Genomic DNA, 25,851 nt, shown 5'->3' with positions numbered 1-25,851 from the left:
AGGCCGCCCACGGCGCGACTCGGCGGCAGGCCGGAGGCCGGTAGCGCGCCGCCCCGGGGGACGTACGATCGGGTCTTCTTCGCGCCGGAAGGCGGTCTGCCCATGCCCGTGCCGAGCCTGCTCGCGGTTTTCGCGCACCCGGACGACGAGTCACTCTCGGCCGGCGGGGTGCTCGCCCGTCATGCAGCCGCGGGCGCGCGCACCGCGGTGGTCACGGCGACCTGGGCCGCGGACACCCCGCGGGCCGCGGAGTTGGCCGAGGCGCTGCGGATCCTCGGCGCCGGCACACCGCGGATGCTCGGCTACGCCGATGCGCGTGTACCGCGGTCGGCCCCGGGCTGTGTGCGGTTCTGCGAGGCGCCGCTGGACGAGGCGGTGCGCCGGTTGGTGACGCACATCCGCGCATTCCGCCCGGACATCATGGTCACCCATGACGCCTACGGCGGGCTGCCCGGTCACCCGGACCACGTCCACACCCATCGGGTGACCATGCTCGCTGCCCAAGCGGCGGGGCTTGGGCAGCTCTACCCGGATGCCGGTGCCCCCTGGCAGCCGCGTGCCCTCTACCTGGCCACGCACCCGCACTCGGCCGTGCCGGCGCTGAGAGACGCGATCGGTGCGCGCAAGACGGTGTACAGCGTTCCGGACGAACAGGTCACCGCGACGGTCGATGTCGGCCCCTGGATGGAGCGGAAGATCGCCGCCGTACTGGCGCACCGCTCCGAGGTCGAGCGGGGAGCTCTGCCGGGGGTGATCGCCGGTCTTTCGCCGGAGGCACGGGAGAGGCTGTTCGCCACCGAGTGGTACATCCGCCACGCCCCCATGACCGTGGCTCCGGCCCAGACGGAGCTGACCGCCTGACCATGCGTCCCTGAGTCGAATCGAAGTTCACGGGGGTCGTGACCGATTTCGCCTGTTTTCCCGATGCATGATGACGGTTCACGGCCGCCCGTTTCCCCTAGGTGCCATGCATGGGAGTCCAGCTTGTCCGCACATGCCCGCCGCACCCGGACCGTCATCGGATCCGCACTTGCCGCACTCGCACTGGCTGCGGGGTGTACCACGCACACCGAGATGAGTGCACTCGGCCATCCGGAGGTGTCGACGGGTCCTCTGCAGACCGTGTCCCCGTCGCCGGCCCTCACTGCGCGGGCAACGCAGGATCTGCGCGACCCCGTGCAGATCGTGAGCAGGAACGGACTGCTCAGGACCAGGATCGTCGTCGAACGCAAGAAGGTGCGCCTGGCAGGCCGCGATCTGTGGGCCCTGACGTACAACGGGATGTACATGCCGCCCACGCTGCGTCTGCGGCCGGGGGACCGGATGGTGATCTCCTTCGAGAACAAGCTCGACCATCAGACGAATCTGCACGTCCATGGCATGCACGTCTCGCCCGCCGGCCATGCGGACAACGTCTTCCTCAAGGTCGAGCCAGGGAAGACCTTCACCTACGAGTACACCTTCCCCAAGAGCCTTGAGCCGGGTACGTACTGGTACCACCCGCACCCGCACACGCTCTCCACCCCCCAGACCGCCGGCGGCATGTCCGGCCTGATCGTGGTGGACGGCCTCGACACGTATCTGCCCGCGCCGCTCCGCGGGATCACGGAACACGCCGTCGCGCTCAAGGACTTCCAACTCGTGGGCGACCAGATCAAGACCTCGCATCTCAAGATGGGCGCACCCACGACACGCACCGTCAACGGGCAGCTCAACCCGTGGATCCGGATCAGGCCCGGCGAGACCCAGTTGTGGCGCCTCGCGAACATCGGGGCCAACATCTTCTACAAAGTGACGCTGCCGGGCACCAAGTTCCACATCGTCGCTCAGGACGGCTACCCGGTGAACAGGGTCTACTCCGTCGACTCCATGGTCATCCCGGCCGGTGCCCGCTACGACGTGCTCGTACAGGGCCCGAAGGCCGGCGTGTCGCAACTGCGGACCCTGCCGTACAACTCCGGCAAGGCCGGAAACCAGTTCCCCGAGGCGACACTGGCCACGGTCCGGTCCGAGGGTGAACCGATGCGACCCGCGGCCTTGCCCACAGTCTTCGCCCCGGTGGACGACCTGGCGAAGGAGGCCGTCGCGGCACGCAAGACGGTTGTCTTCACGGAGAACAAGGCGGGCACGCTCTTCTACATCAACCACAAGCAGTTCGACCACAACCGCGTCGACTTCCGGGCCAAGCTCAACACCGTCCAGGAGTGGACGATCAAGAACGACAGCGACGAGGTGCACTCGTTCCACATCCACACCAACGACTTCCAGGTGATGAGCATCAACGGTGAGCCGCAGGTCAACTACGGCTTGCGGGACACCGTCGACGTCCCTCCACGCGGAAACATGGTCGTCCGTATCCGGTTCCTCGACTATCCGGGCAAGACGGTCCTGCACTGCCACATCCTCAACCATGAGGACGCGGGGATGATGGCGGTACTTCAGATCGACAAGTAACCGCCCCGCTTCCGAGCCACGAGCAGGCGGCGCCCGTGATCACTGGCCCGGTATGGGGCGGACGGTGAGGATCTGTTGTGCGTGTCCGACCGGGCCGTTGAGGTCGTGCAGGACGGTGCTGGTGAGGCCTTGGCCGGTGGGGCCGAAGGTGACCGTGGTGTCCAGGCCGGTCCAGTGGCCCTCGGGTTGGCGGTGGAGGTGGACCGTCAGGTCGACGTTGGGGTACATCCAGGCGGTGGGCGGCTGCCGTACGGCGATGCCGTTGGCGGTGTCGACGAGGGCGAGGTAGGACGCGAGCGTGCTGCTGGGCTCGTCGGCCACGAGGGCGTGGCGGGTGGAGACCCAGGCGGTCGTACGGCCCGCCTGGGGTGGTGCGACCGGGCGGACGTCCAGAGAGGCGATGTATCCGCCGGGCCACAGCGAGGCCATCGCCCACGGGGTGAGCGCCTGGGGAGGGGTGAGCCGGTCGTCGGGGCCCCCGGCGACGGCGGAGGTGTCGACGGTGGCGAGGAGCCAGGCACGGGCGCGGACCACGGGCCGGTCGGCGATGAGCACGACGGCTTCGAGCAACTCGATGGTGCGGCCCGGGCGGATGGTCTCCACCCGGATCTCGCACTCGTCGAGGTCGAGTCGGCCCAGGATGTCGTAGCTGATCCGGGACAGGACCAGGCCGGTGTGCGGCCGCCCGGCCAGATGACGGTCGACGGCGTGGACGACGAGGCCGCCGAGCGGGCTGAAGTGCTGTTCGTCGGGGTCCCAGGCTCCGCCCGCGTGGGCGGTCGGCTTGTAGCGGTGCTCGTCGATGCGCTCGTAGTAGCTGGCGGGGACCGGGGTGCCGGTGTTCAACGGACGTTTCTCCTCGGGCGGCTCGGCGGGGCTGATCACAGGGCTGATCACAGAGTATTGAGCAGGACGACGTAGACGGCGGTGCCGATGCCCACGCTCAGGATCGTGCGGCGGCCGAAGGCCAGGTGGACGCCGATGGTGACGGCGACCGCGAGCAGCGCGTACCCCGTTCCGTGCGGGTCGCGTGTGATCGTGCCGTGCAGGGCCGTCACGGCGAGGATCGCGAGGATGCCGACCGGCATCCACACGGACAGCTGCCGCACCAACGCCGAGCCACGCAGGGTGCGCAGTACCGCGAACGGCAGGGCGCGCAGGGCGAAGGTGAGAGCGAAGACGATCGCCAGGACGGCGATGAGATACGAGGTGCTAGGCATCGGTGGTCTCCCGGGCGGGTCGGCGAGTGGTGAGCGTGTGGCGCACCAGGAGCAGGCCGACGAAGATCAGCAGCGCGGTGAACATGGCGAGGCCCGGGGTCAGTACGAGCGCGAGCGCGGCGCTCGCACCGGCGAGCAGGACGGAGGGGAGTTCGCTGCGGGAACGGAACGCGTCCAGGGTGAGCACGGTGAACAGGGCGCACAGGGCGAACTCCAGGCCCTTGATCGGCGCGGGCAGCGCGGCGCCGAGAGCGACCCCCACCAGACCGCCGCCGACCCAGTAGGTCTCGCAGGCGATCTGCATCGCCAGCAGCCGGGGCGCCGAGCGTTCCGCCTCGGGCAGGGAGGCGTTGACGGCGTATGCCTCGTCGATCATGGCGTAGACGGCGTAGGTCTTCGCGACGGGGTGCTTGACCAGGTGGAGCGGGAAGGAGAAGGCGTAGAAGACGTGCCGGAAGTTGACCACGAGGACGGTCAGCGCGACCGCGGCCAGTGGGGTGACGGTGGCCATCATGCCGACCAGCAGCAGCTCCAGGGAGCCGGCGAACGCGGCCAGGGACAGGGCGGGGGCGAGCCACCAGGGCAGGCCGGCCTGCATGATCAGCAGGCCGAGAGCGATACCCAGGGGGAAGATCCCGAGGCCTGCGGAGAAGGAGTCGCGGACTCCCAGGGTGATCTGCCGGCGCCGCTCGGCGGGAGCCCGGGCCGCGAGCGGGGCGGCTTCCGGTATGGCCGCGAGGGACGGAACGTCGTGGTGCATGTGTCTATCGTCCCGGAAAACGCGCCCCATGTGGTTGCGAAGATTGCGCGCTCGACGGTCTGGGGTGCAATCTTCTGACGTGGATGCGATCGATCTGGCAATCATTGCCGAGCTGGAGCGGGACGGGCGGCTGACCAACGTCGAGCTGGCGCAGCGGGTCGGGCTCACGACAGGGCCCTGCCTGCGGCGCGTGCAGCGGCTGGAGGCCGACGGTGTCATCCGCGGTTACCGGGCCGTCATCGACCCCCTCGCCGTGGGCCGCTCCTTCGAGGTGCTCATCGACCTCAGCCTCGAAGCCCAGGACGCGGAGACGGTCGAACGCTTCGAGCAGATCATGGCGCAGGCCGAGGAGGTGATCGAGCTGAGGAGGCTGTTCGGCAGCCCGGACTATTTCGTGCGCGTGGCGGTCGCGGACCTGGCCGCCTACGAGACCTTCCTCAGCGGGCGGGTGATGACCATCCCGCGGATCAAGAACGTCACCTCACACTTCACCATGAAGGCGGTGAAGACGGCCTGACGGCTCGGTGACCGGCCGTCCCGTCAGCCGCCCCACCGGCCGCCCCGTGACGGTGGCCCGCCGCGGCGGTGAGGTCGCGGGCTGCCTGGCGTCGGGCCTCGGCGGGGAAGTCGTCGCTGCCGAGCAGCCGCCGGGTGACGTTGTCGAACAGCAGCGGCCAGAAGAGGATTTCGGTCCGGTCGGCGTTGGGTGGCGTAGGCGGCGATGACCGCGTCCGTCGCGGCGACGGCGGTGTCCAGGTCGGCGTTGTCGGAGAGTGCCACTTCGATGATGCGGTCCACGCCCTGGGGCGTGTACGTGCGGATTGCCGCCGCCGGGTCCGCGGAGTCGAGGGCGACGGCGTGGGACACGATGGCCGGGTCGACGCGGTCCAGGTCGTCGCCGCGGCGGACGGTGGCGAGCACGGTGGCTCCGCCCCAGCGGGCGAGCTGAGCGGCCAGGGAGCCGAACCCGCCGAGCACTCCGTGCACCAGCAGGGTCCTCCCGTCCACCGGTCCGTCGCTGAACACGGTCCGGTGCGCGGTGATCCCGGGAATGCCCAGGCTCGCGCCGAGTCCGTCGCCGAGGCGGTCGGGCAGGGGAACAGCCAGGTCCCCAGGTACGGCGGTGTACGGGGCGGCGGTGCCGAAGGGCCGGTACGACTGGGCGCCGTAGACCCAGACCTGATCTCCGACCCGGCGCGCGTCGACACCGTCCCCCACAACGTCGACCACCCCGGCGGCATCGCTGTGCGGATGCGGAATCACCCGCGGATACGGCATCGACGAGCCGAGCCATCCGCGCCGCCTCTTCGTGTCCCCGGGATTCACCCCCGACACGGTGACACGGACCCGGACCTCACCGGGGCCGGGCTCGGGGGCGTGCCCGCCGAGGACCTGGCCGAGCCAGACGGGAGAGGAACGCCAGGACGGTGACAAGCGGGTGAAGCCGGGTTGGGGGTAGGCCTACGGCGGTCTGTTCTGGTGGTGGTCGCAACTTCGCTCCGGCGGCGCCCGCGACTTCACCGAGCCGCGGCGTGGTCGGTCAGCTGGTCCAGGAAGCCGTCGACCGTGGCCACGGGGGTCGGCCAGCCGAGTCGTCGGCCGAGCCGGGCCATCTGGGGCTGTTCGAAGGCGGACATGGACGGACTCCTGTCTCCCTCCAGCCAGCGCTCCACAGGACCGTCCCACCGCACGCGGCCTTCGGACAGGACGACGACCCGGTCGAAGTTCTCCGCGCAGAAGTCCGTGTCATGGGTGATGGCCAGGATCGTCCTTCCCCGCTCGTGCAGGTCCGCGATGAGTTCTTCGAGCAGGACGACGGAGCGGTGGTCCTGGCCGGTGGTGGGCTCGTCCAGGACGATGATCGGGGTGTCCATCGCGAGGACCGAGGCGAAGGCGACCCGTTTGCGCTCGCCGAACGACAGATGACGGGGATGGCTGTTCGCCTCCCCGGTCAGACCGGTGACCTGTAGCGCCCACTGCGTGAGGGCGGTCCGACGGTCGGCGGGGAAGCCGAGGTTGCGAGGGCCGAAGCCGACTTCCCTGGCCACCGTGGCGGCGTGCAGCTGGTCGTCCGGGTTCTGGAACACGAAGCCCACGCTGCGGGCCAGCTCGGCGATCTCGAGCCCGGCGGCATCGCGACCGTCCACCGTGACCGTCCCCGACGTGGGGCGGGCGATGCCGATCAGGTGCCGGGCCAGCGTGCTCTTGCCCGCCCCGTTGGGGCCCACGATCGCCACACGTTCGCCGGCCCTGACGGTCAGCGAGACGTCCGCGAGTGCGGTCGTTCCGTTCGGATAGCGATGGGAGAGGGAGTCGACGCGCAGCACCATCACATGCCTCCGGCGGTTCTCGTGCTCTTGAGCGAGGCGGTGAATCCTTCCGTGGCCGCCTCCAGGGTCACCGGCAGCGCACGGTCCGACTCCCACAGGCCGCGCCCGGCGGCGCGGCGCGCGGCCGTGGTGTAGCGCAGCGGGGCCACTCCCCACTCCGCGAGCCGGGGGTCGGTGAGGACATCGGTCGGCGGCCCGTCCGCGGCGGTGCGCCCCTCGTCCAGGATCAGGACGCGGTCCGCGCACCGGGCCAGCCGCTCCAGCCGGTGCTCGAACAGGATGACGGTGACGCCCTGCGCCCGCAGGGTCTCCAGCGCCTCGAACACCACGCCGGTCGCCGCCGCGTCGAGCTGTGAGGTCGGTTCGTCGAGCACCATGACGGCCGGCCTCATCACCAACGCCGATCCGATGGCCAGAAGCTGCTGCTGCCCACCGGAGATCTCGTACGGGGAGAGATCGGCCAGGGCGGTGAGCCTCAGGTCGGCCATGACGCGATCGACGCGTCGGATCATCTCGGCCCGCTCGACGCCGAGGTTCTCCAGACCGAAGGCGAGCTCCTCGCGCAGCGAGAACCGTGCTCCCGACAGCTGGTTGAACGGATTCTGCATGACCAGGCCGACTTCTCCGACGAGTTCGGACGGCTGCGTCTGCGCCAACAGCCGTCCACCCACCCGTGCCGATCCCGTGGTCTCGCCGCCGGTCATCTGCGGGACGACGCCGCTGATGACTCCCGCGAGGGTGGTCTTGCCCGCGCCGTCGGCACCGGCCACGGCACAGAACTGGCCACGCGGCACCACGAGATCGATGTTCTCCAGGGCAGGTCGGGAGCCGGTCGGATAGGTGAGGGAGAAGTCCCTGAATTCGATCACCGGAGCACTCCGAGTACGTTGGTGACGACGGCGGTGAGGGCGCACAGTCCCATGACGGTCCGGGCGACCCGCTGTGCCGCGGTGTCCGGCACCGCGGTCAGATACGTGGGGCGGCGGGTGGTGCCGAAACCCCGGGTCTCCATGGCCACCGCACGGTCCCCCACTTCTGTGAGGGCACCGAGGATCAGCGGCCCGGCCATCGGAACCAGGGCCCGGACCCGGCCGCCCAGCCCCGTGACCGGCAGGCCGCGCGCCTGCTGGGCGTGCATGATGCCCTGGGCCCGGGTGGTGAGGGCGGGCGCGATCTGCAGGGCGGCCGAGACGACATAGACAGTCTTCGGCGACATGCCGCGCTGTGTCATCGCGCTCATCAGCGCGCCGGGTTGCGTGGTGAGGAGAAGCAGGAAGAATCCCCCCATGAGCGCCAGGAGACGCAGTGCGGTCTGCGTGGCAAAAACCAGGCCCTCATATTTCAATTCCAGGGGGCCGATTTCAGCCACCACTCGGTGAGTGTCCGGATAAAAAAAGCCCTGAATCAGGTAAACCGTGAGCGCGACGGGCACCCACAGGGCAAGAAGCATGGGCACGAATTTACGAAGGGTTCCTGAAATTATCACCATGGGAAGTACCGTGGCGCAGAAGAGCAGCAGCGGCCACCAGGTCATGGTGAGGGCGAATGCGGATACGGTGACGGTGACCGCGAAGGTCAGCTTGGTGAGCGGATTCAGCCGGTGCACGGGGGAGTCGTCGGTTGCGTGCGGGGATATGTCCATGCGGGTCACGTCCTTCTCGGCATCAGGCGGTGAACCGCCAGTACCCGATGCTGCTGCACAAAGGGGAAACGGTGCACATAGCCGGAGGGCAGGCCTGCCAACAGGGTCAGGGCCAGTGCGACGGTCAGCGCTTTGTCCAGGGGGTCCGCGACCAGCCCTTGCAGGCTGGCGGCCTTCAGCATGCTGTTTCCGTAGGCCTGGAACGTCGCGATGACGGCAGACTGCCCCACCGTGCCGCCGGCGTTGCCGAAGACGAAGGCGGTGATGGGGGCGGAGACGATGCCGGCGGCCACGCCGATCACGCCCCCCGCGAGCAGGGCGGTCGGCAGGCGCCGGAACCAGCCGGCCCGCGCCAGGGTTCCCGCGATGAAGCCGATCAGGGCGGCGGTCACCGCGTAGGGCAGAGCCCCGGGAGTGATGGTCATCCCGACGACGATGCTGGCCAGAGCCCCGGTGGCGGCGCCCGCTGCCGGTCCGGCCAGGACGCCGACGAGCACGGTGCCGATCGAGTCGAGCTGGAGCGGCAGGCCGCTGAAGTAGACGATCTTTCCCATCACGATGTTGATGGTGATCGCCACCGGCAGCAGGGCCACGGTCGTCGTCGGCAGCCCTGCCACCGCGCCGGAGACGATCAGCATCGCCCCGAGGGTGTAACCGCACAGGGCGAGGAGGGCGGCCGGACCGCCCACGCCGCCGTGCACGGAATCGGGTTTGGCTGAAATCAACTCCCCGTAAGTGATGGCGACGATTACCGCGCCGATCCCGATGCGCCAGCGTGGAGAGAGGCGCCAAGGGTTTAACGAAATCCGGCCTGTCACTTGATCTGCCACCCCCGTGTGTGGGCAGGCCCCATTGGCCGCCGGTCATCATGCAGAGATCGAGTCGTCGGTGTCAACACCGACTCGCCGCCGCCCGACTGGGATGTATTTCCCTTCGTCAGGGAATTGAAAACGTCATTGACAAACGAAGATCTCCAACGTTCTACTCGATTGAAACCCAGCTCGCCACGGATGTCGCTTTGTCCGGTTTGAAGGCAGGTGGCGAGTTTTTCGTCTATCACCAGAAACGGGGAAGATGTCATGGCCAACTACCAGTCGTTTGCGGATTCCTACACGGCCGGGCTGCGCGACGTACTTGCGGACGGCAATGACGTGGACTCGGTGCGCGATCCGCTCTCCAAAGCCTCGGGTTTCGGCCAGAACGACCGCCCGTACCGCGAACTCCTGGCCTATCAGACCCGTATCGCCGACCCGACTTCCTGTCTCGCGGTCACCCCGCACCTTCCGGTCAATCTCTCCTACTGCTTCGGTCTGCTCGCCTGGTCCCTGGACGGCCGCAACGACGTCGACACCCCGGCGTACTACCGCCGCGGCGCCCATGAGTACTCGGACGACCAGCACACGCTGAGTGGTGCTTTCGGCCATCGGCTGCTGACCTCCAGGGGGAACCAGTTGGAGGAAGTGGTCGGCCGAATCGAGCGCGACCCCGCCCACCGGCGTGCCTTCGCCCTGGTGTTGCAGCCCGAGGACAATTTCCGCCAGTCGCGGGAGTACCCGTGCGCCGTGGGCGTCCACCTCTTCCTCCGGGACGGCGCGCTCACCTGGATCACCGTCATGCGAGCCCAGCAGGCGCTGACGGTCCTGCCGTACGACGCCTTCCTCTTCATGGGGATGCAGCAGTACGCGGCTTCGCTGCTGAACGTCCCGAGCGGCCCGTACATACACCAGTCGGGCACCTTCCACTTCTACGAGAACGAGGTGGAGCTGGCCCGGAAGGTCACCGAAGCGCCGGTGGAGGCCGTGGCGCTGCCCGCGTTCCCGGGCACCCCGGACGGCGGCCGGGAGGCCGCGCGCGAACTCATCGACTTCGAGCGGCGGCTTCGGCTCGCGGCACAGTCGGGAGATGTCTCCCTCGTGGACGAGATCGCCACGCACAAGGCGAACACCGAGTTCGCCGACGTGGCCCGGGCCTGCCTGGCCACCCACGCCTACCGCAAGCTGGGCGACACCACCTCGCTCGTGACCAGCCCGGCGTCGAACGGCGGCGTCGCGAACCTCATCGCCGCGATCTGATCGCGCCGGGGAATCACACGTGAGGACAACGATTCGTACCCCGCTGAAGCCCCACCGTCCGGACGCGGCGGCATCAGACGGGAAAGTGACGGAACTCGTCGTCCGGCGGCGCCGGTTGTTCACGGCGCACCCGGGCGAGGCCCGGTTCACCTATCCGGTCATGGCGGCACTGGTCCCGGTGGCGACCAGCAGGGGCGGGGAGGTCGCCTATCCAGGCGATCCGATGTGCCTGTACTCGGCACTGACCCTCACCATCCAACGCTCGGTCGCCCGCCTGAGTGCGGGGCTGCCCGAGGAGCCGTCCCTCGACGACGTCTGCCCCGACTGGGGGCACCGCCCGGACGACGACTACCGTCGCACGGCGAACGGGCCGCGGACCACGCTGATCGCCGACAGCCGGACCACCGACGGCCACGTCTTCGACCCCCGCATCTGGGACGAGGTGGCCCAGGAGCGGTTCATCGCCGAGCTCCGCGCGCTCCAGCCCAAGGTCCTCCTGCTCAGCGCGGTGTCGGCGGCGCACCGGTACGCCCTGGAGATGGCCGAGCTGGCCAAGGTCCACGCGCCCCACTGCGTCGTCGTCCTCGGCGGCCGGCACGCCGACGAAACGATGAAGTACCGCGACGCCGACGGCACGGCGGACTTCTCCTGGAGCAGCACCGTGGAGGTCGTCCGCGACGGCCGCGCGGCTCAGGTCGTCGACTTCGTGGTCGCCGGTGACGGCGCACCCCTGCTCGACCTGCTGCTGCGCGCCCTCTCGCTGACGGTCACGCCCGGCTTCGGTCCGACCGACAACGCGGCGGTGCTCGACGCCCTTGCGCTGGTCGCCGACGCGGAGCAGACGCTCCGCGGTTCGGGCACGATCGTGGGCTTATGCCCCGGTGAGGCGGTCGTGGTGCCGGTGCGGGGCGAGCGACTCGGCTCGGCCGAACTCCCGTCGCCGTACGAGGCGTTCTCCATCCGCGCGCGCTTCGGCGTCTTCACCGAGGCGGGCAGCCACCCCCTCGGCAGCCGTACGGCGCACATGATGACGCTGGACTCCTGCCCGTTCAAATGCACCTTCTGCTCGGAGAGCATCCAGGTCTCCCAGCGGCCCACCCGCTTCGCGGTGAGCGAGACCGAGCACGTGGCACAGCGCGTCCGCCGGCTCATGGACTGGGGCGCGGAAGCCGTGTTCTTCGACGACCCGGTGTTCTGGGGCGGGAACTGGAAGGCGATCACCGAGTTCTGCCAGGACCTGCTGCGCCAGGGCACGGACCTGCCCGGGGGCACCCGCCTGGAGTGGGGCGGACAGCTCACCGTCGACGTGGTGCTCAACCGTGCCAAGGCCGACGAGGTGCACGCCGCGCTCGAACTGATGCGCCGCAGTGGCTGCACCTACATCTACATCGGCATCGAGAGCATGGCCGAGAGCGTGATGGCCCACGTGGGCAAGAACCTGCTGCGCCGCAACCCCGAGGCCTGGGTGGGCAAGGTGCGCGAGGCACTCGCGATCATCCGGGGCCACGGCATCCGGGTCGGCAGCTCGGTCCTCTTCGGTCTGGACGGCGAGAGCCGGGAGACCATCGAGGAGACGATCGAGCAGATCGGCCGGCTGATCGACGACGAACTGCTCGTCATGGCCAGCCCCAACATCCTCACCTACCATCCGGGTACGGCGATCACCGCCGCACACGGCCAGGACCGACTGGACTATCACTCGCGCAAGGACAACAGGCCCCCGTACACGTACTTCGAGGAGGCCTATCCGGAAGTCGTCTCCCAACTGCTCACCGAGGACGACATCTGGTACATCCACAAGTCCGCGGCCGAGCGCTGGGGCACCGTCCGCAACAGCGCGGCCGAGCCACTGACCGAGGCGGCCAGATGACCACCAGCACCGACAACAGCCTTGGGAGGGCGCGTGCTTGACGTCGATCGCAAGAGTTACTGGGGCGACTACTACTCCTACTTCCCCGCCCTGGCCCGCTACATCCCGCTCGGCGAATACGCCCGGCGCGTCCAGCCGCGCGCCTGCGTCCTGGGCGTCTCCGACGGCAAGTTCGCCCTGCCGCTGCTGCGTGCGGGCTGGCAGGTCGTCGGCGTGGAGAGCGACGACCTCTTCCTCAACGGCGGTGAACTGGACCTCGTCGACGGCCACCACGACGTCGTGGGCCTGCGCCAACGGCTTGCCGCCGAGGGCCTGGAGGACCGGTGCACCGTGGTGGAGCAGGACTACATGACCCTGCCTGCCGAGGGCGACTTCCAACTGGTGCTGGGCAGCGGCCTGTGGTCGATGCCGCCCAACCGGGCCCACACGATGGAAGCCCTCGTCCACCACGCGATGGACATGGTCGCTCCGAGCGGACTCTTCTTCGGCGAGTACCTGATCGGGCTCAACGACGACGAGCGGAGTTGCGGCTACTACCCGACCGCCACGGAGATGGAGCGGATCGTCACCCGGCCCGGCTGGGAGCTGTTCGAGAACGCCGACCTGGGCATCCGCGGCGAGAGCCACCTGGGCTACGAACAGTGGCACTACCACCGGTACGCGGCCGCCATCGCCCACCGCATGCCGCCGCCCCGTGAGCCCGCTCGGGAGAAGTGACCTTCGTGACCGGAACACATCTCAGCGGCTGTCCCCGCATCCGGGGGGACAGCCGCCCGGCTGTCGTGGTCACCGATCTCGACGGCACACTGCTGCTGTCCGACGGCCGTGTGAGCGAGCGCGCGGTGGCGGCGCTGCGCGCGGTCGCCGCACACGGGACCCGCGTCGTCTTCGCGACGGCCCGCCCGGCCTGGTCCGCCCGCGGGCTGCTGTCCGCCGCGTCCGGTCTGGGCGCCTTCCTGGTGTCGTCGAACGGCGCCGTCGTCAGCGACCTGGACGGCGGGGGCGTACGACGGATCCGGGCGATGACACCCGCCACCGTCCGCGCCGAGATCGCGACGCTGGGGGAGCGCCCCTGGGCCGTGGACCGGGAGCACGACCGACTGCTCGGCCCCGGCTGGCCCGACATCCTGGCGAGCGGTGCCGGGACGGCCCTGCGCGTCGGTGACGTCCCGGACGGCTCGCCGGTGCTGTGCCTGATGGTGCACATCGATTCCGCCGCCCCGCCTGCGGCACTCGGGGTGCGGGGGGCGGTGCGGTGGACCTCCTCGGGGCCGGGCCTGCTGGAGGTGTCGGCCCCGGAGGCGGACAAGGTGTCCGCGGTCGCCTCGGTCCTCGCCGGCCTCGGCATCGGCTGGGAGCGGGTCGTCGCCTTCGGTGACGCGCCCAACGACGCGGGGCTGCTCGCCGCCGCGGGCCTCGGCGTGGCCGTCGCGAACGCGAGCGCGGACGTGCGCGAGGCCGCCGACGCCCTCACCGCGCGCAATGACGACGACGGCGTGGCCGCCTGGTTGGAGGGAATGTGTCTGTGCCACGTGTGAAGACCCTTGCGGAGGCCCGCCGGGTGTGGATCGTGGGAGGTCCCGGCTGCGGCAAGTCGACCCTCGCCCGCGCCCTCGCCGAACGGCGTGGCATCCCGCCCGTCACACTCGACGCCCTCTTCTGGGGACCGGCCTGGACACCGGTGCCCACGGAGGTCTTCCTCGCCGGTGTCGAACGGGAACTGACGGCCGACACCTGGGTCGTCGACGGTCAGTTCGCCGCGAGCGTCGAGGCGTTCGCCCACCGCGCCGACTGCGTGGTGTGGACGGATCCGCCGCTGCGTGTCACCTGGCCGCGCCTGCTGCGCCGTACCGTACGGCGCTGGATTCGCCGTGAGGAACTCTGGGGCGGTGTCCGGGAAACGTTCTGGACCGTCGTCGGTCCCCGGTCCATCCTCTGGTACGCCGTGCAGGTCCGTAACTCCCAACGGCTCGCCAACCAGAGGCTGTTCGACGAGCTCGGCGACACCGGCATCCTGCTCCTGCACACGCGCGACAGCGATGTGCGATCTCTGCTGGAATGAACCCCGGCACCGTTTCCCCCTACACTCATCCGATCCACCTTTTCTGGAGTTTCCCCCATGCACGTCTCCTCGTACGACTCCGTTGACCAGCTGCCGGCGGCGGAATGGGATGCTCTGGAGATCGGCGGAACGATCTACTCCAGCAGCGGCTTCGCCGGCGTACGCGCGGAGGAGTTGCCGCCCGGCGCCGCCGCCCGCTATCTGCTGGCGCGCGACGCGCAGGGAACGCCGGTCGCGGCAGCCGAGGCGTACGCGTTCACCCGTCCGCCGCACCTGCTCTACACCCCCGCCGATCTGCTCGCCGGTCTGATCGACGACGAGCGGCATGCCCAACTCGCCGCCCGGCCCATGGTGTTCGGTGCGGGATGGTCGGAGTTCCGCGGCCAACTGCCGGGCCGCGAGGGAGTGACGGCACAGGAGCGCGCGCAGGCGGTGCGGGCGCTCACCGAGCGGACCCTCGACTTCGCCCGAACCACCGAAGCGGACGTCCTCGGGTACTACTACCTGCCCCGGGCGGAGGCGCTGGAGGTCGCCGAGGCCCATGCCGAGGACGGGGCGGTGGTCCTCTACCACGACGTGGAGACGGTCCTTCCCGTCGGCCTGTGGCAGACCCTGGACGACTACTTCGCCTGGCTGCCCTCCGGCCGACGGCCCCGGGCCCGGCGGGAGAGAAGGGACTTCGGCCGCAGCGGGCGGACCATCCGCGAGGTCTCCCTCCCCGAGGTCGTCAAGGAGATCGCCCCGCTCAACAGCGCGCTGATGCGCAAGCACGGACACGCATACGGCGAGGAGCGCGCGGCAGCGGTGTACGACCGCCAGGGCCGCCACCTCGGCGACCGCAGCACGCTCCTCCTGGACGAGGACGCCGGGCAGCCCATCGGATTCGCGCTGCGATACCGGCACGGCGACACGCTGTACGCGCGCGTGGCTGGTTTCGACTACTCGGTGCCCAACGTGGCCGACTATTTCAACCTGGTCTTCTACCACCCCATCGAGTCGGGCGCCGGTCGCACCGTGCGGGCGATCCACCTCGGTCTTGGCACCTTCCAGGCAAAGCTGGCGCGCGGCGCCCAGCCGCATCCCCTGTACAGCGTGTTCGTGGGAGTGGACCGGCCGTTGGCGGCGGACCGGACGAAGGTCCGTGAACGCAACCGGGCCGAGGCGGAGGCGTTCGGCGCCGAGTACGGCCAGTACGTGGTGGGTGGGTTGAACACCGACGACTGGCTGCTGTGAGCAAGGGGAGGAAGACACATGCCTGATGTGAGGCACTTCGAGACGATCGACGACATCGACCGGGAGGCCTGGGACGCGCTCGCGCCGGGCAGTTGCTTCTACCAGAGCCATGCCTGGCTGCGGGGGCAGGAGCGGCCCGAGTTCGCCACCCCGGGTTACCTCACGGTCGAGGCCGACGGCCAACTCCTCGCCGGGACGCCGTACTACGACTTCCCGGCAGAGAACGCACCGCCCCTGCCGGACGTGTCCGAAGGCCACGCCGTGCTCAGACTCGGTACCCGTACCGGCTACCACAACGAGTTTCTGCTGCCGAAGGACCCCGGAGCGGCAGGGGAGGCACTTGACGCCCTGGTCGCCGGTGCCGCCGAGAGGGCCGCGGCGCTCGGCTGCGACGCGCTGCTCTTCGACTTCCTCACCACCGACAGTCTGCGGCTGCTCGCGGGCCGGTTCGGGGTGCGGGCGCAGCTGCGCGCCGCCGAGGCCGTGGTGCACAACGACGGCGGCACCTTCGAGTCCTACCGTGAGCTGCTCGGCCGCAACGTCCGCAAGCGCGAGTACGAGATCCGGCGCTTCACGGACTCCGGGCTGCACGTGGAGACGGCCCCGCTGTCCGCGTGCGTCGACGAGTTCGCGCCACTGGTCGGCCAGACCATGGACCGGTACAACGCCTCCCTCGACCTGGCGGAGATCCACACGTTCCTCACCGTCCAGGCACACTGCCTGGACGACCTGAGCACCGTGTTCCGCTGCGTCGACGAGAAGGGGGAACTGGTCGGCGCCAGCCTGTGCTTCGCCTGGCGGGACACCTTCTACGCCCGGGTGGCCGGCTTCGACTACGAGCAGACGCGCAACGCCTACGAATACTTCAATGCCGTGTACTACGAACCGCTCCGCCACATGGAACGCAACGCGATGACCACGCTCCACCTCGGGCCCTCCGCCCTGAAGGCGAAGGTTCACCGGGGAGCCTCGCTGCACCCCCTGTGGGCGGCCGTCGTTCCCCTGCCGGCCACCGCGCCCGCCGGACTGCGACGGGACACGGTGGCGGACCAGGCTCTCGCCGACGCGGTCCGTGCGGAGGCGGGCGCCGGCATGAGCGAGCAGGAGTGGGACCTGACCCGGGTCACTTCCCTGTGAGGGAGGCCTCCGGGCCGTCGGGCTCGCGGACGGGCCACAGCACCGGGCAGAACTCCGGGTCGGAGTAGTCCGGTTGACCGGCGGGCGTCCTGCGGACCAGGAAGTCGTGTTTGTAGGGCTCCTGCCGGCCGTCGGACAGGGTGTGATCGCGGTAGGCGTTCGTCCCGTCCTGGAGATGGAACGAGATGGCCCGGCGTGGCCGCGGACTGCGGTTGGCGCCGCTGCCGTGGTAGAGAAGGCAGTGATGGAAGGTCATGTGTCCCTTGGGAATGTGCACCGGAACCTTCTCGACCACGGCGCCGTTTCGCTCCGCGTCTCCGTTCAGGAGATAGTCGCGCCCCACGTCCCGCGGATCACCGACCGGCCGGGCGGCGCCGTGCCGCTGCCGCCAGCGGTGGCTTCCGTTCACCATGGTGATCGTGCCCGACTCCTCGGTGCAGTCGTGGAACGGAATGAAGGCGGTGAGCATTTCGTCCGACGAGCAGGTGGGCCAGAAATACTTGTCGAAGTGCCAGGAGACAATGTTCGACTTCTCCTCGGCGATGGGCGGCTTGTAGATCAGCGTGGCCTGGAAGACGCGTATTCCAGGCGTCTGCGCCAAGCGGGCGGCCACCGCCCCGACGATGGGTTTCCTCAGGATTTTCCTCATCGTTTCGTCTTGGTAGTGGATGTAGTCGTTGTTGCGTTGGACATCTCCGTCGGCGGGGGTCCAGTCGGCCAGCCGGTCCGGCCGTGTCGGAAGTTCACGATCGCGCTGACCAGCGTAGTAGCGCTCGCTCGCGTCGGTCAGGGTGTCCACTTCGGCGTCGGTGAGCAGCTTCTCGGACAAATACCAGCCACGCTCCGAATAAAGCCGGACATCTTCCTCGGACGGGAGCAGTTCGACTTCCTCGGCGGTAAGTCCTGAATGGTCGTACATTCCGCGACTCCTGTTACCGTGAATGGGGTGCAACAGCGACATCCACTCGCACGCTAGCGGACCACGGTGCGCCATGCTAGCGTTGCCGTGATTTTTTTCATGAAGACTTGACCGGGGGTTGCGGTGGCCATATTCGACAAGGATATTCGAATCCTGATCGCGGACAACAAAGACTTCCGCAACATCTGGCTCGGAGAAACCTCGGCGCATTTCGGCGGACAGCTGACCAGTTTTCTCCTACCCTTGATCGCGGTCACCTACCTCCATGCCGACGGCACGGGCGTGGGACTCGTCTCGGCGGTGCAGTTCGTCCCCGTCGTGGTGCTCTCGCTGATCGCCGGTGTCATGGTCGACCGGTATCCGCCGCGCCGCACCCTCGTCACCGCGAGTGTCGCCCAGGGCGCCGCGCTTGCGGTGCTCGCCGCGTTCCAGGCGGCCGACGGGCTGAACTTCGGCCAACTTGTTGTCGCCGCCGCCGTGATCGGTGTCGCCACCGTCTTCTATGAAGTCGCCTACCAGTCCACGCTGCCCAGGCTCCTGCCGCTGAACTCCATCGCCGCGGCCAACGGCCTGCACCAGGCGACGTATTCGGTCAGCACCCTCGCCGGTCCCGCCGCGGCTGGCTTCCTCGTCGGCCAGTTGGGGGTGTCACCGACCCTGACGGTGGCCGCCGCGTGCGCCGCCGGTGCCGCCGTGAGCGGTCTGCTGCTGCGGGGTGTCAAGGCCCCCGAACAGCCACGTGAGTCGGCGCTGAAGGCGATCGGCTCCGGGCTCCGCTACACGTGGTCCCTGCGGCCGATCAGGGACCTGTGTGTTCAGGCCGGCCTGTCGAACCTGCACGAGAAGGCCTTCCTGACCGTCTTCCTGGTGTTCGCCGTCCGTGATCTCGACATGAGCGGCACCGTCGTGGGCGTGATCACCGGCATCGGCAGTGTGGGGGCCCTGATCGGCTCGCTCTGCGCCACCCGGCTCACCAGGCGGTGGGCCGTCGGCGGTGTGCTGGCCCTGGGTGCGGTGCTGGCCGCGGTCGGTCTGCTGCTCGTACCCGCCGTCAGCCGGGCCGGCGGGTACGTCGCCGTGCTCGCGTCGGTCGCCATGATGGTGAACGGCTTCGGTGTCGCACTGTTCAACGTGTTCGCCGTCAGCCTGCGACAGGCCATTCCGCCGGAGCACCAGATCGGCGCGGTGACCGCGAGCTACCGCCTTGTCGCCCTGGGAACGCTGCCCCTGGGAGCCCTCGTCGGGGGTGCCCTGGCCGACGCCCTGTCACCCGGCACGGCCCTGTGGGCCGTCGGGATCTCCTACCTCGTCGTCTCCTTCTGGCTCACGTTCTCCCCTCTCCGCGGGGCTCGCACGCTGGAGGAGGCACAGAAGCTCGGTCGTACGACGGACACGCCCGAGTCCCAGGACGCGGACCGGTCCCCTTCGGTCTGAGAGCGGGGCCGGGGAGCGAACTCACCTGGGTTCCGCCCCCGCTGACCCGCTGTTCACTCGGGATCGGCCACCTGGTGCGAGAGGAAGATCACGCCAGGTGGCGCGGTCTTGGCCCCGCACCCGACACGCGGTACGGTCGGTGCGATATCGATGACGGCAAGACGGAAGCCGGTGGGAAACCGGCACGGTCGCGCCACTGTGAACGAGAGGCTCCAGCCCGCTGGGACCCCTCGTGAGTCAGACCCGTAGCCGTCGTCCAGTGCACCACCGAGATGGGACGCGAACTCCCGAGGAGGTCCTGCCATGGCGCAGACCGTCGCCCAGCCGACAACCACCACCCCCGTCGTTCCCGCGAAGCTGCCGCTCAAGGTGATTGCTCCGTGGGCGGTCTTCTTCGGCATCCTGATGCTCGTCCTGCTGTACTTCGTCGGTGCCGAACAGGGCGCCACCTCCGTCGTCTCCGGCTCGGACGTCCACGAGTGGGTGCACGACGCCCGCCACCTTCTCGGCTTCCCCTGCCACTGACCGAGGGGACCCGCAGCACTGCCATGAACTCCGCAACGGTAAGAAATCTGCTCGTGCGGGGCATGCTGGCCGGCCTCGGTGCCGGCCTGCTCGCCCTGATTGCCGCCTACTTCCTCGGTGAGCCGAACGTCGACAGCGCGATCAGCTTCGAGGAAGCCCACTCCCACGAGCACGAGATGGAGATCGTCTCCCGCTCCCTGCAGTCCACCGCCGGTCTCGCCACCGGCGTCCTGGTCTACGGCGTCGCCTTCGGCGGTATCGCCGCGCTCGCCTTCGCCTTCGCGCTCGGCCGCGTCGGCCGCTTCAGCCCGCGGGCGACCGCACTGCTGCTGTCCGGCTGCGCGTTGCTGGCCGTGTACGTCGTGCCGTTCCTGAAGTATCCGGCCAACCCGCCGTCGGTCGGCAACCCCGACACCATCGGCAAGCGGACCACCCTGTACTTCCTGATGATGGTGCTCAGCGTGCTCCTCGCGATCGCCGCCACCATCCTGGGCAAGCGGCTGGCACCCAGGATCGGCACCTGGTACGCCACCGTTGGCGCGGTGGCCGCTTTCGCCGTCGTGATCGGTCTGGCGTACGCGTTCCTGCCGGTCATCAACGAGGTGCCGAAGGACTTCCCGGCCACCCTGCTGTGGCGGTTCCGTCTCTCCGCACTGGCCATCCAGACCGTCCTGTGGGGCGGATTCGGCCTGGTCTTCGGCGAGTTGGCCGAGCGGTTGCTGAATCCCGAGCCGGTGAAGGCCGCCGCGAGCGGACGGGTCGTTGTTCCCAGCTGACACGACCCACCACACGAGTGAGGCCCCCGGAACCATCCGGGGGCCTCTCGCGTTTTCCGGGGTCTCGTAAGTCCCCTGCCGTCGGGGTGTGTTCCGTGGAGGAAGTGGTCAACCAGTGGAGAATTGACGGGAGTTGTTAAAGGTTGGAAGAATCCAGCTCGCTTCGCCGCGTCTGCAGTAGGCGAAGCGACACGAGTGGCTTGGGCGGCATGCCTGCCGCCGGTTCTTGCGTCGGATCATCCGGTTCCGCCGTCCGCGTCGGTCACTCGCGCGTCATCACCTCCCACACTTTCGATTTCACCGAGGCTCATCTTGTCGCGTTCGCAACACTCCAGAACTCTGGCTGTGCTCGCCGCAACCGCATTCGCCACCTCCGCCGTGCCCCTGCTCGGCGCGGGGGTGGCCAGTGCCACGACCGCCGGGGCGTGCGAGTCCGCCACGGTCCAGTACCGCATCGTCGGCGCCGACGGAAACGTCGTGGGCGCCGACTGGACCTCGCAGGGCGGCTTCCACCAATGGGACACCGTTCCCGGGAGCGTCCAGGTCCGGCTGGCTCCCGGCCAGACCGTCGGGGAGGGCTGCAAGTACCCCGTGTCCCTCGCCGAATACACCACCGAGGGGCCGAACTGGTACGTCTCCGGACACCAGAGCCTCGTCGACAAGGCCACGGTCTACCTCACCGCCGACGACGTCGCGGGTACGAACGACGCGAAGCGGACCTGGCAGAAGCTCACCGTGAAGACGCCGGACTGCTACGGCCAGATCGACCTGTACGGCGATGACATCACCTACGACGGGAAGACGGGGGAGGGACACGGCCCCGTGCCCTACGAGCCCGACAACGTCGTCACCCCCTACCACCTCATAGCGGCGTGGAACGGGGGCGAACAGCCGTGCACCCCGGGCCCGTCGGGCTCGCCCACCCCGACGCCGTCGGAGTCGACCCCGGCCACTCCCGCCACCCCGGCCACCCCCACGACCCCCGCGGGCGGACAGCCTCCCGCCGAGGAGACGACCCCGCCTCCGACCAGCCCCAAGCCCTCCACCACGCCTCCCACGACGCCGGACGTGCCCCCGCTGGCGTCGACGCCGCCCGCCACCCCCGAGCCGTCGCCCAGCGACAGCGGGCCGCCGCTGGCGGAGACGGGTGCGAGCGTGCCGGTCGGCACCCTCGCTGGCGGCGCGGCCCTGGTGGTCGCCCTCGGTGCCGGGGCGGTGTACGCGTCTCGCCGCGCACGCCGCTCATGACCACGGCGCGAGGGGTCACCTGCGTGGCGTAACCCAGCCCGACAGCCCCGCCTCGGCGCCGTCAGGAAGCGAACTTCCTGACGGCGTCAGGGCTGACCGGGGTGAAGAAGTTGACGAGGTTGCCGTCGGGGTCGCGGAACAGCAGCGAACGGTTGCCCCAAGGCATGGTGGTGGGCTTGTTGACGAAGTCCTCCACGAAGCCGGTCAGGTTCTCGTACACGCCGTCCACGTCGTCGACGAGGAACTCGATGATCACGGAACGGTTGTCGGACGGACGGGCGGCGTCAGGCGCGAACAGCGGCACGGTGCGGATGCCGGCGATCGCGAGAGTGGCCGACGCCGTCCTGAGCTCGGCGAAGTCCTGGTGGGACCAGCTCGCCCGGGTGCCGGTCGCGCGCTCGTAGAAGTCGACGAGGCGTGCGACATCGCCCGTGATGACGCGGATCGAGACGAGGTTCACGATGATCTCCCGGTGGGTTCGGTGGGATGCGTAGGCACGTAGGCTAGGAGGGATAGCGGACACATTCCGCCCGGTATTGCTGGGACACTTCTGAACATGCCCAGGCCCACAGCTCGCGTGCTGACCCTGCTGGAGCTCCTGCAGTCGGGCGGCACCAGGACAGCCGCCGAACTCGCCGAGCGGCTGGACGTCGACGAACGCACCGTGCGCCGGTATGTGGACCACCTGGTCGACCTCGACGTGCCCGTCGAATCGGTGCGTGGCCGCTACGGCGGGTACCGGCTCGCCCCCGGCCACCGCATGCCTCCGCTCATGCTCGGCGACGACGAAGCGCTGGCCGTGCTGCTCGGCCTGATCGCCGGTCGCCGAGCCGGGCTGCCGACGAGCACGGGCACCGCCCAGGAGACGGCCACGGCCAAGATCCGGCGGGTCCTGCCCAAGCGCCTCGCCCGAAGACTCGACGCCGTGCTCGACTCCCTCGCCTTCACCGCTTCGCCCGACGAGACAGCCGCACCGCAGAGCGCGGTCCTGCTCTCGATCGCCGACGCGATCCGCCATCGCCGGCCGATCTCGATCCGGTACACCGCCGGAGACGGCCGGCACAGCGCCCGCACGGTGCACCCGTACGGGCTCGTCGTCCACTCGGGCCGGTGGTACGTAACCGGTGCGGAGCCCGAGAGCGGCGAGGACCGCACGTTCCGGCTCGACCGCATCGCCGACGCGAGGTCGCTGCCCGGCTCCTTCGAGCCGCCCGCGGGACTCGATCCGGCGCGGCGCGTTCTGTCGGGGTTCGCCGAGGCCCCGTACCGGCACGAAGTGATCCTGAGGATCCGGGGGACGGCCGAGCAGATCCGCGTCCGGCTTCCGGCGAGCGTCGCGATCGTCGAGGAGCAGCGGGCAGCGGGCCGTGCGGACGGTGATGGCGAGCTCTGGTCGCGTGTCCGGTTGCGTGTGGAACGGCTCGACTGGTTGCCTCCGGTGCTCGCGTCGCTCGATCTGCCCTTCGTCATCGAGCGACCTGACGAGCTCCGCGGTCTCGTCGTCGCGCTCGCCGACCGGCTGGTGAACTCCGCCCGGCGGCGCCCGCCCGACGTACGACCGGTGCCGTGAGCCCACCACCACGGCCGGCGCCGGTGGCGGTGCGGGGTCGTGCTGGTGTCACGCGGGCAGTGGCTGTTCGGCCCAGATGGTCTTGCCGGTGGGGGTCTGGCGACTGCCCCAGCGCTCGGCGACCTGGGCAACCAGCAGCAGCCCGCGCCCGCCCTCGTCGAAGATCCGGGCTCGGCGCAGGTGCGGGGCGGTGCTGCTGCCGTCGGAGACCTCGCAGATGAGCGTGGCGTCGCGGATGAGGCGTAGCCGGATCGGCGCCTCGCCGTAGCGGATGGCGTTGGTGACCAGTTCGCTGACGATCAGTTCGGTGGCGAACGCCGTTTCGTCCAGCCCCCACGCGGCCACCTGTTCGACCGCCACCTTGCGGGCCCCGGCGACGGCCGCGGGATCCCGCGGCAGGTGCCAGGTCCGCATCTGCCGGGCGTCGAGCGCGGAGGTACGGGCCAGGAACAGGACGATGTCGTCGGCGGGACGGCGGGTCAGCACGGTGCTCAGCACCTGGTCACAGGTCTCCTCCAGCGTGTCGGCCGGACTGCTGAGCGCCCGGCGCAGCAGTTCGAGCCCGACGCCGATGTCCCGGTCGGCGGCCTCGACCAGGCCGTCGGTGTAGAGAGCGAGCAGGCTTCCCTCGCCGAGCTCCACCTCGGTGGACTCGTACGGCAGGCCGCCGAGGCCGAGCGGCGGCCCGGCGGGCAGGTCCAGAAACCGCACGGTGCCGTCCGCGGTGACCAGGGCGGGCGGCGGGTGCCCGGCGCGGGCCAGGGTGCAGCGGCGGGACGCCGGGTCGTACACGGCGTACAGACAGGTGGCCCCGACCTCACCCGAGGTCTCCTCCACCCGTCCGCGCGCCTCCGGACCCTCTTCCCGGTCGAGCCTGATGACGAGGTCGTCGAGTTGGGTGAGCAACTCGTCGGGGGCGAGATCGATGTCCGCGAGAGTCCGTACGGCGGTCCGCAGGCGGCCCATCGTGGCCGAGGCCTGAATGCCATGGCCCACCACGTCGCCCACGACCAGGGCGACCCGCGCGCCGGACAGCTGGATCACGTCGAGCCAGTCCCCTCCGATGTCGGCCCCGGAACCTGCCGGGAGGTAACGGTAGGCGACCTCCACCGCCGTGAGAGCCGGTGGCCGCTCGGGCAGCAGACTGCGTTGGAGTGCCAGCGCCGTGCGGCGTTCATGGGTGTAGCGGCGAGCGTTGTCCACGCTCACCGCCGCCCTGGCGACGATCTCCTCCGCGAGCAGTAGGTCGTCCTCGCCGAAGGACTCCGGCGTCCGGTGCCGCAGGAAGTGCACCAGGCCCAGGGTCACGCCCCGGGCCCGCAGCGGGACCATCATCACCGAGTGGATCATGTACTTGCCCACGGTCTCGGCACGGGCCGGGGATGATTCGACCCACGCCCGCAGCGCCGGATCGTCCGACCGGTGCAGGGTGCCCCGGCCGCTGACCAGCGCCAGCACCGGCAGCGAATCCGCCGGGTAGAGACTCGTGCCGCCCGAGGCGACCACCGACTCCGGGCATCCCCTCAGCACCGATCGCTGCGCGGTGCGGCGGACCGTGACCGACTCGCCGGGCGGCACCGACCGCGGCTCCTCGCCCTGTGCCACGGATTCCAGCAGGTCCACGGTGACGAAGTCCGCGAACCCGGTCACAGCCACCTCGGCCAGCTCTTCGGCCGTTCGGGTCACATCCAGGGTGCTGCCGATGCGCAGGCTCGCGTCGTTGAGCACGGCCAGGCGCTGTCGGGCCCAGTACTGCTCGGTGGTGTCGAACACCGCCGCCGACAGCCCGTGCACCGTGCCGTTCTCGTCCTTCAACGGCGACAAGAACATCGACCACGCATGCTCCCGCGTCTCGCCGGGAGCCTGGCCGTGCTGCTCATGGAAGATCATCTCACCGGTGCGCAGCACCTCCCGCTGGAGGCGGTCGTACTCGTCGAAGGGCCAGCTCGGCTCGATCTCCCACAGCGTCAGGCCCCGCATCTCCTCCTCGGTCCTGCCCATCACCCGCGTCATGACCTCGTTGGCGGCCACGAGCCGCGCATCGAGGTCGTAGACCGCCACCGGCAGCGGGAGCTGCGCCAGCGTGCGGCCCCACATCGCGGCCGCGTTCGGGTCGGACGGTCCGGCAGGGTTCGTCAGCGCCGCGCCGGTCACGAGCCAGAGCCTGTGGCGCGCCGCGTCCACCAGCGGCGCTCCCCGCAGCCGCACCACGACACGACCACCCTCCCGGTGCCGAAGCGCCACCTCGGTGGCCCACTGGCGCCCGTCGGCGATGTGACGCCGCGCGGAGGCGGGCAGGTCGGCGGCGAGCAGGTCGGTGGCATGGCGGCCCACGATCTCTTCGGGTTCGTAGCCGAGCAGCTGCGTGGCTCCGGCACTCCACACCATGACCGACCCCCGGGCGTCGACCACGACCGCGGAGTCCTCCGGTACGGGCGTCGGCACCGTGCCTCCGGACGCGCCGTGCTCGCTATCCATGGGTCCTTACCCTCGTCCTCGCCTCGGCGGAGCCCTGAGGAGCGCCCGGGGGAAACCGGGCGCACATCGCGGGCGTCGTCTCCAGCCTCCCGCGGCGCCGTTCCGCCCTCAAGCCAGGGCA

Annotated in this window: 25 protein-coding genes, 1 pseudogene and 1 riboswitch; of the genes and pseudogenes, 15 read left to right on the top strand and 11 right to left on the bottom strand. The window is 69.7% G+C overall.

Annotation, left to right across the window (positions count from 1 at the left end; translation table 11 throughout):
• Positions 1-102 precede the first annotated feature (102 nt).
• The gene (locus ACIRA5_RS39035) at positions 103-861 is read left to right on the top strand and encodes a PIG-L family deacetylase (RefSeq protein WP_403699171.1); all 759 of its coding nucleotides are present in this window, start codon (positions 103-105) and stop codon (positions 859-861) included.
• Positions 862-1,185: 324 nt separating this feature from the next.
• Positions 1,186-2,454, top strand: a complete 1,269-nt coding sequence (locus ACIRA5_RS39030; RefSeq protein WP_403699169.1) for a multicopper oxidase family protein — start codon at positions 1,186-1,188, stop codon at positions 2,452-2,454.
• A gap of 39 nt (positions 2,455-2,493) precedes the next feature.
• On the opposite strand, the gene ACIRA5_RS39025 is transcribed toward ACIRA5_RS39030, so the two are convergent.
• Genes ACIRA5_RS39025 through ACIRA5_RS39015 form a run of 3 tightly spaced genes read right to left on the bottom strand, consistent with a single transcriptional unit; the run spans position 2,494 to position 4,434 of the window.
• Positions 2,494-3,300: a thioesterase family protein gene (locus tag ACIRA5_RS39025; protein WP_403699167.1), complete on the bottom strand. Its 807-nt coding sequence runs from the start codon at positions 3,298-3,300 to the stop codon at positions 2,494-2,496.
• Positions 3,301-3,347: 47 nt separating this feature from the next.
• Complete coding sequence (locus ACIRA5_RS39020; RefSeq protein WP_403699165.1) at positions 3,348-3,674, bottom strand: branched-chain amino acid transporter permease; 327 nt, start codon at positions 3,672-3,674, stop codon at positions 3,348-3,350.
• A complete protein-coding gene (locus tag ACIRA5_RS39015) occupies positions 3,667-4,434 on the bottom strand; it encodes an AzlC family ABC transporter permease (RefSeq protein ID WP_403699163.1) in 768 nt (255 codons plus the stop codon). The genes ACIRA5_RS39020 and ACIRA5_RS39015 overlap by 8 nt, the downstream gene beginning before the upstream one ends.
• 79 nt (positions 4,435-4,513) lie before the next feature.
• On the opposite strand from ACIRA5_RS39015, the gene ACIRA5_RS39010 reads away from it, so the two are divergent.
• On the top strand, positions 4,514-4,951 hold the full coding sequence (locus ACIRA5_RS39010) for an Lrp/AsnC family transcriptional regulator (protein WP_403699161.1): 438 nt from the start codon (positions 4,514-4,516) through the stop codon (positions 4,949-4,951).
• On the opposite strand, the pseudogene ACIRA5_RS39005 reads toward ACIRA5_RS39010, so the two are convergent.
• The 5 genes and pseudogenes from ACIRA5_RS39005 to ACIRA5_RS38985 form a co-directional block, all read right to left on the bottom strand.
• Positions 4,923-5,808 (bottom strand): annotated as a pseudogene (locus ACIRA5_RS39005) (alcohol dehydrogenase catalytic domain-containing protein); the annotation flags it as partial. The gene ACIRA5_RS39010 and the pseudogene ACIRA5_RS39005 sit on opposite strands and share 29 nt — an antisense overlap.
• Before the next feature lie 143 nt (positions 5,809-5,951).
• Positions 5,952-6,764 (bottom strand): energy-coupling factor ABC transporter ATP-binding protein, encoded by an 813-nt coding sequence (locus ACIRA5_RS39000; protein ID WP_403699159.1) that lies wholly within the window; start codon positions 6,762-6,764, stop codon positions 5,952-5,954.
• Positions 6,764-7,633 carry an energy-coupling factor ABC transporter ATP-binding protein gene (locus ACIRA5_RS38995; RefSeq protein ID WP_403699157.1) on the bottom strand — a complete coding sequence of 290 codons (870 nt, stop codon included), beginning with the start codon at positions 7,631-7,633 and terminating at the stop codon, positions 6,764-6,766. The genes ACIRA5_RS39000 and ACIRA5_RS38995 overlap by 1 nt, the downstream gene beginning before the upstream one ends.
• Positions 7,630-8,406, bottom strand: a complete 777-nt coding sequence (locus ACIRA5_RS38990; protein ID WP_403699155.1) for an energy-coupling factor transporter transmembrane component T family protein — start codon at positions 8,404-8,406, stop codon at positions 7,630-7,632. The genes ACIRA5_RS38995 and ACIRA5_RS38990 overlap by 4 nt, the downstream gene beginning before the upstream one ends.
• A gap of 5 nt (positions 8,407-8,411) precedes the next feature.
• A complete protein-coding gene (locus ACIRA5_RS38985; RefSeq protein WP_403699153.1) occupies positions 8,412-9,236 on the bottom strand; it encodes a hypothetical protein in 825 nt (274 codons plus the stop codon).
• Between the two features lie 249 nt (positions 9,237-9,485).
• On the opposite strand from ACIRA5_RS38985, the gene ACIRA5_RS38980 reads away from it, so the two are divergent.
• Genes ACIRA5_RS38980 through ACIRA5_RS38950 form a run of 7 tightly spaced genes read left to right on the top strand, consistent with a single transcriptional unit; the run spans position 9,486 to position 16,780 of the window.
• Positions 9,486-10,478 carry a thymidylate synthase gene (locus ACIRA5_RS38980; RefSeq protein ID WP_403699151.1) on the top strand — a complete coding sequence of 331 codons (993 nt, stop codon included), beginning with the start codon at positions 9,486-9,488 and terminating at the stop codon, positions 10,476-10,478.
• Between the two features lie 19 nt (positions 10,479-10,497).
• Positions 10,498-12,348: a B12-binding domain-containing radical SAM protein gene (locus ACIRA5_RS38975; RefSeq protein WP_403699149.1), complete on the top strand. Its 1,851-nt coding sequence runs from the start codon at positions 10,498-10,500 to the stop codon at positions 12,346-12,348.
• 33 nt (positions 12,349-12,381) lie between these two features.
• Positions 12,382-13,065 (top strand): hypothetical protein, encoded by a 684-nt coding sequence (locus ACIRA5_RS38970; protein ID WP_403699147.1) that lies wholly within the window; start codon positions 12,382-12,384, stop codon positions 13,063-13,065.
• 5 nt (positions 13,066-13,070) lie between these two features.
• A complete protein-coding gene (locus tag ACIRA5_RS38965; RefSeq protein WP_403699146.1) occupies positions 13,071-13,886 on the top strand; it encodes an HAD family hydrolase in 816 nt (271 codons plus the stop codon).
• A complete protein-coding gene (locus ACIRA5_RS38960) occupies positions 13,874-14,410 on the top strand; it encodes an adenylate kinase (RefSeq protein ID WP_403699144.1) in 537 nt (178 codons plus the stop codon). Before ACIRA5_RS38965 ends, ACIRA5_RS38960 begins: the two co-directional genes overlap by 13 nt.
• A 57-nt stretch (positions 14,411-14,467) precedes the next feature.
• The gene (locus tag ACIRA5_RS38955) at positions 14,468-15,643 is read left to right on the top strand and encodes a GNAT family N-acetyltransferase (RefSeq protein ID WP_403699142.1); all 1,176 of its coding nucleotides are present in this window, start codon (positions 14,468-14,470) and stop codon (positions 15,641-15,643) included.
• A gap of 18 nt (positions 15,644-15,661) precedes the next feature.
• Positions 15,662-16,780, top strand: a complete 1,119-nt coding sequence (locus ACIRA5_RS38950) for a hypothetical protein (protein WP_403699140.1) — start codon at positions 15,662-15,664, stop codon at positions 16,778-16,780.
• On the opposite strand, the gene ACIRA5_RS38945 is transcribed toward ACIRA5_RS38950, so the two are convergent.
• A complete protein-coding gene (locus tag ACIRA5_RS38945) occupies positions 16,767-17,699 on the bottom strand; it encodes a phytanoyl-CoA dioxygenase family protein (RefSeq protein ID WP_403699138.1) in 933 nt (310 codons plus the stop codon). The genes ACIRA5_RS38950 and ACIRA5_RS38945 overlap by 14 nt on opposite strands.
• Positions 17,700-17,822: 123 nt before the next feature.
• Between ACIRA5_RS38945 and ACIRA5_RS38940 the strand changes: the two genes are divergently transcribed.
• The 4 genes from ACIRA5_RS38940 to ACIRA5_RS38925 all read left to right on the top strand — a co-directional run bounded on the left by ACIRA5_RS38940 (position 17,823) and on the right by ACIRA5_RS38925 (position 21,682).
• Entirely contained in the window at positions 17,823-19,133 is a 1,311-nt protein-coding gene (locus ACIRA5_RS38940) for an MFS transporter (RefSeq protein WP_403699136.1), read from the top strand.
• Between the two features lie 120 nt (positions 19,134-19,253).
• Positions 19,254-19,402, top strand: a riboswitch (cobalamin riboswitch).
• 34 nt (positions 19,403-19,436) lie between these two features.
• The gene (locus ACIRA5_RS38935; RefSeq protein WP_403699135.1) at positions 19,437-19,658 is read left to right on the top strand and encodes a CbtB-domain containing protein; all 222 of its coding nucleotides are present in this window, start codon (positions 19,437-19,439) and stop codon (positions 19,656-19,658) included.
• Between the two features lie 23 nt (positions 19,659-19,681).
• On the top strand, positions 19,682-20,434 hold the full coding sequence (locus ACIRA5_RS38930) for a CbtA family protein (protein WP_403699133.1): 753 nt from the start codon (positions 19,682-19,684) through the stop codon (positions 20,432-20,434).
• Positions 20,435-20,779: 345 nt separating this feature from the next.
• Positions 20,780-21,682, top strand: coding sequence for a hypothetical protein (locus ACIRA5_RS38925; protein WP_403699131.1), 903 nt, complete (start codon positions 20,780-20,782; stop codon positions 21,680-21,682).
• Between the two features lie 61 nt (positions 21,683-21,743).
• Here ACIRA5_RS38925 and ACIRA5_RS38920 read toward each other — a convergent pair whose 3' ends face one another.
• The gene (locus ACIRA5_RS38920) at positions 21,744-22,142 is read right to left on the bottom strand and encodes a VOC family protein (RefSeq protein ID WP_403699130.1); all 399 of its coding nucleotides are present in this window, start codon (positions 22,140-22,142) and stop codon (positions 21,744-21,746) included.
• 96 nt (positions 22,143-22,238) lie between these two features.
• Between ACIRA5_RS38920 and ACIRA5_RS38915 the strand changes: the two genes are divergently transcribed.
• Entirely contained in the window at positions 22,239-23,252 is a 1,014-nt protein-coding gene (locus ACIRA5_RS38915; RefSeq protein WP_403699128.1) for a helix-turn-helix transcriptional regulator, read from the top strand.
• A gap of 48 nt (positions 23,253-23,300) precedes the next feature.
• Here ACIRA5_RS38915 and ACIRA5_RS38910 read toward each other — a convergent pair whose 3' ends face one another.
• Complete coding sequence (locus ACIRA5_RS38910; RefSeq protein ID WP_403699126.1) at positions 23,301-25,730, bottom strand: SpoIIE family protein phosphatase; 2,430 nt, start codon at positions 25,728-25,730, stop codon at positions 23,301-23,303.
• Between the last annotated feature and the right edge of the window lie 121 nt (positions 25,731-25,851).

Source organism: Streptomyces sp. NPDC096311, assembly GCF_044763085.1.
In the GTDB taxonomy this organism is placed as follows: domain Bacteria; phylum Actinomycetota; class Actinomycetes; order Streptomycetales; family Streptomycetaceae; genus Streptomyces.
The sequence above is the reverse complement of the archived record's forward strand: the minus strand, read 5'-3'. Positions and strand labels throughout refer to the sequence as shown.

Excerpts from the sequence above, each read along its gene's own strand:
- ACIRA5_RS38950 (WP_403699140.1), top strand. The coding sequence starts at position 15,662 with ATGCCTGATGTGAGGCACTTCGAGACGATCGACGACATCGACCGGGAG.
- ACIRA5_RS38930 (WP_403699133.1), top strand. The coding sequence starts at position 19,682 with ATGAACTCCGCAACGGTAAGAAATCTGCTCGTGCGGGGCATGCTGGCC.
- ACIRA5_RS38955 (WP_403699142.1), top strand. The coding sequence starts at position 14,468 with ATGCACGTCTCCTCGTACGACTCCGTTGACCAGCTGCCGGCGGCGGAA.
- ACIRA5_RS39000 (WP_403699159.1), bottom strand. The coding sequence starts at position 6,764 with ATGGTGCTGCGCGTCGACTCCCTCTCCCATCGCTATCCGAACGGAACG.
- ACIRA5_RS39020 (WP_403699165.1), bottom strand. The coding sequence starts at position 3,674 with ATGCCTAGCACCTCGTATCTCATCGCCGTCCTGGCGATCGTCTTCGCT.
- ACIRA5_RS38935 (WP_403699135.1), top strand. The coding sequence starts at position 19,437 with ATGGCGCAGACCGTCGCCCAGCCGACAACCACCACCCCCGTCGTTCCC.
- ACIRA5_RS38915 (WP_403699128.1), top strand. The coding sequence starts at position 22,239 with ATGCCCAGGCCCACAGCTCGCGTGCTGACCCTGCTGGAGCTCCTGCAG.
- ACIRA5_RS38910 (WP_403699126.1), bottom strand. The coding sequence starts at position 25,730 with ATGGATAGCGAGCACGGCGCGTCCGGAGGCACGGTGCCGACGCCCGTA.
- ACIRA5_RS38945 (WP_403699138.1), bottom strand. The coding sequence starts at position 17,699 with ATGTACGACCATTCAGGACTTACCGCCGAGGAAGTCGAACTGCTCCCG.
- ACIRA5_RS39035 (WP_403699171.1), top strand. The coding sequence starts at position 103 with ATGCCCGTGCCGAGCCTGCTCGCGGTTTTCGCGCACCCGGACGACGAG.
- ACIRA5_RS39015 (WP_403699163.1), bottom strand. The coding sequence starts at position 4,434 with ATGCACCACGACGTTCCGTCCCTCGCGGCCATACCGGAAGCCGCCCCG.
- ACIRA5_RS38990 (WP_403699155.1), bottom strand. The coding sequence starts at position 8,406 with ATGGACATATCCCCGCACGCAACCGACGACTCCCCCGTGCACCGGCTG.
- ACIRA5_RS38980 (WP_403699151.1), top strand. The coding sequence starts at position 9,486 with ATGGCCAACTACCAGTCGTTTGCGGATTCCTACACGGCCGGGCTGCGC.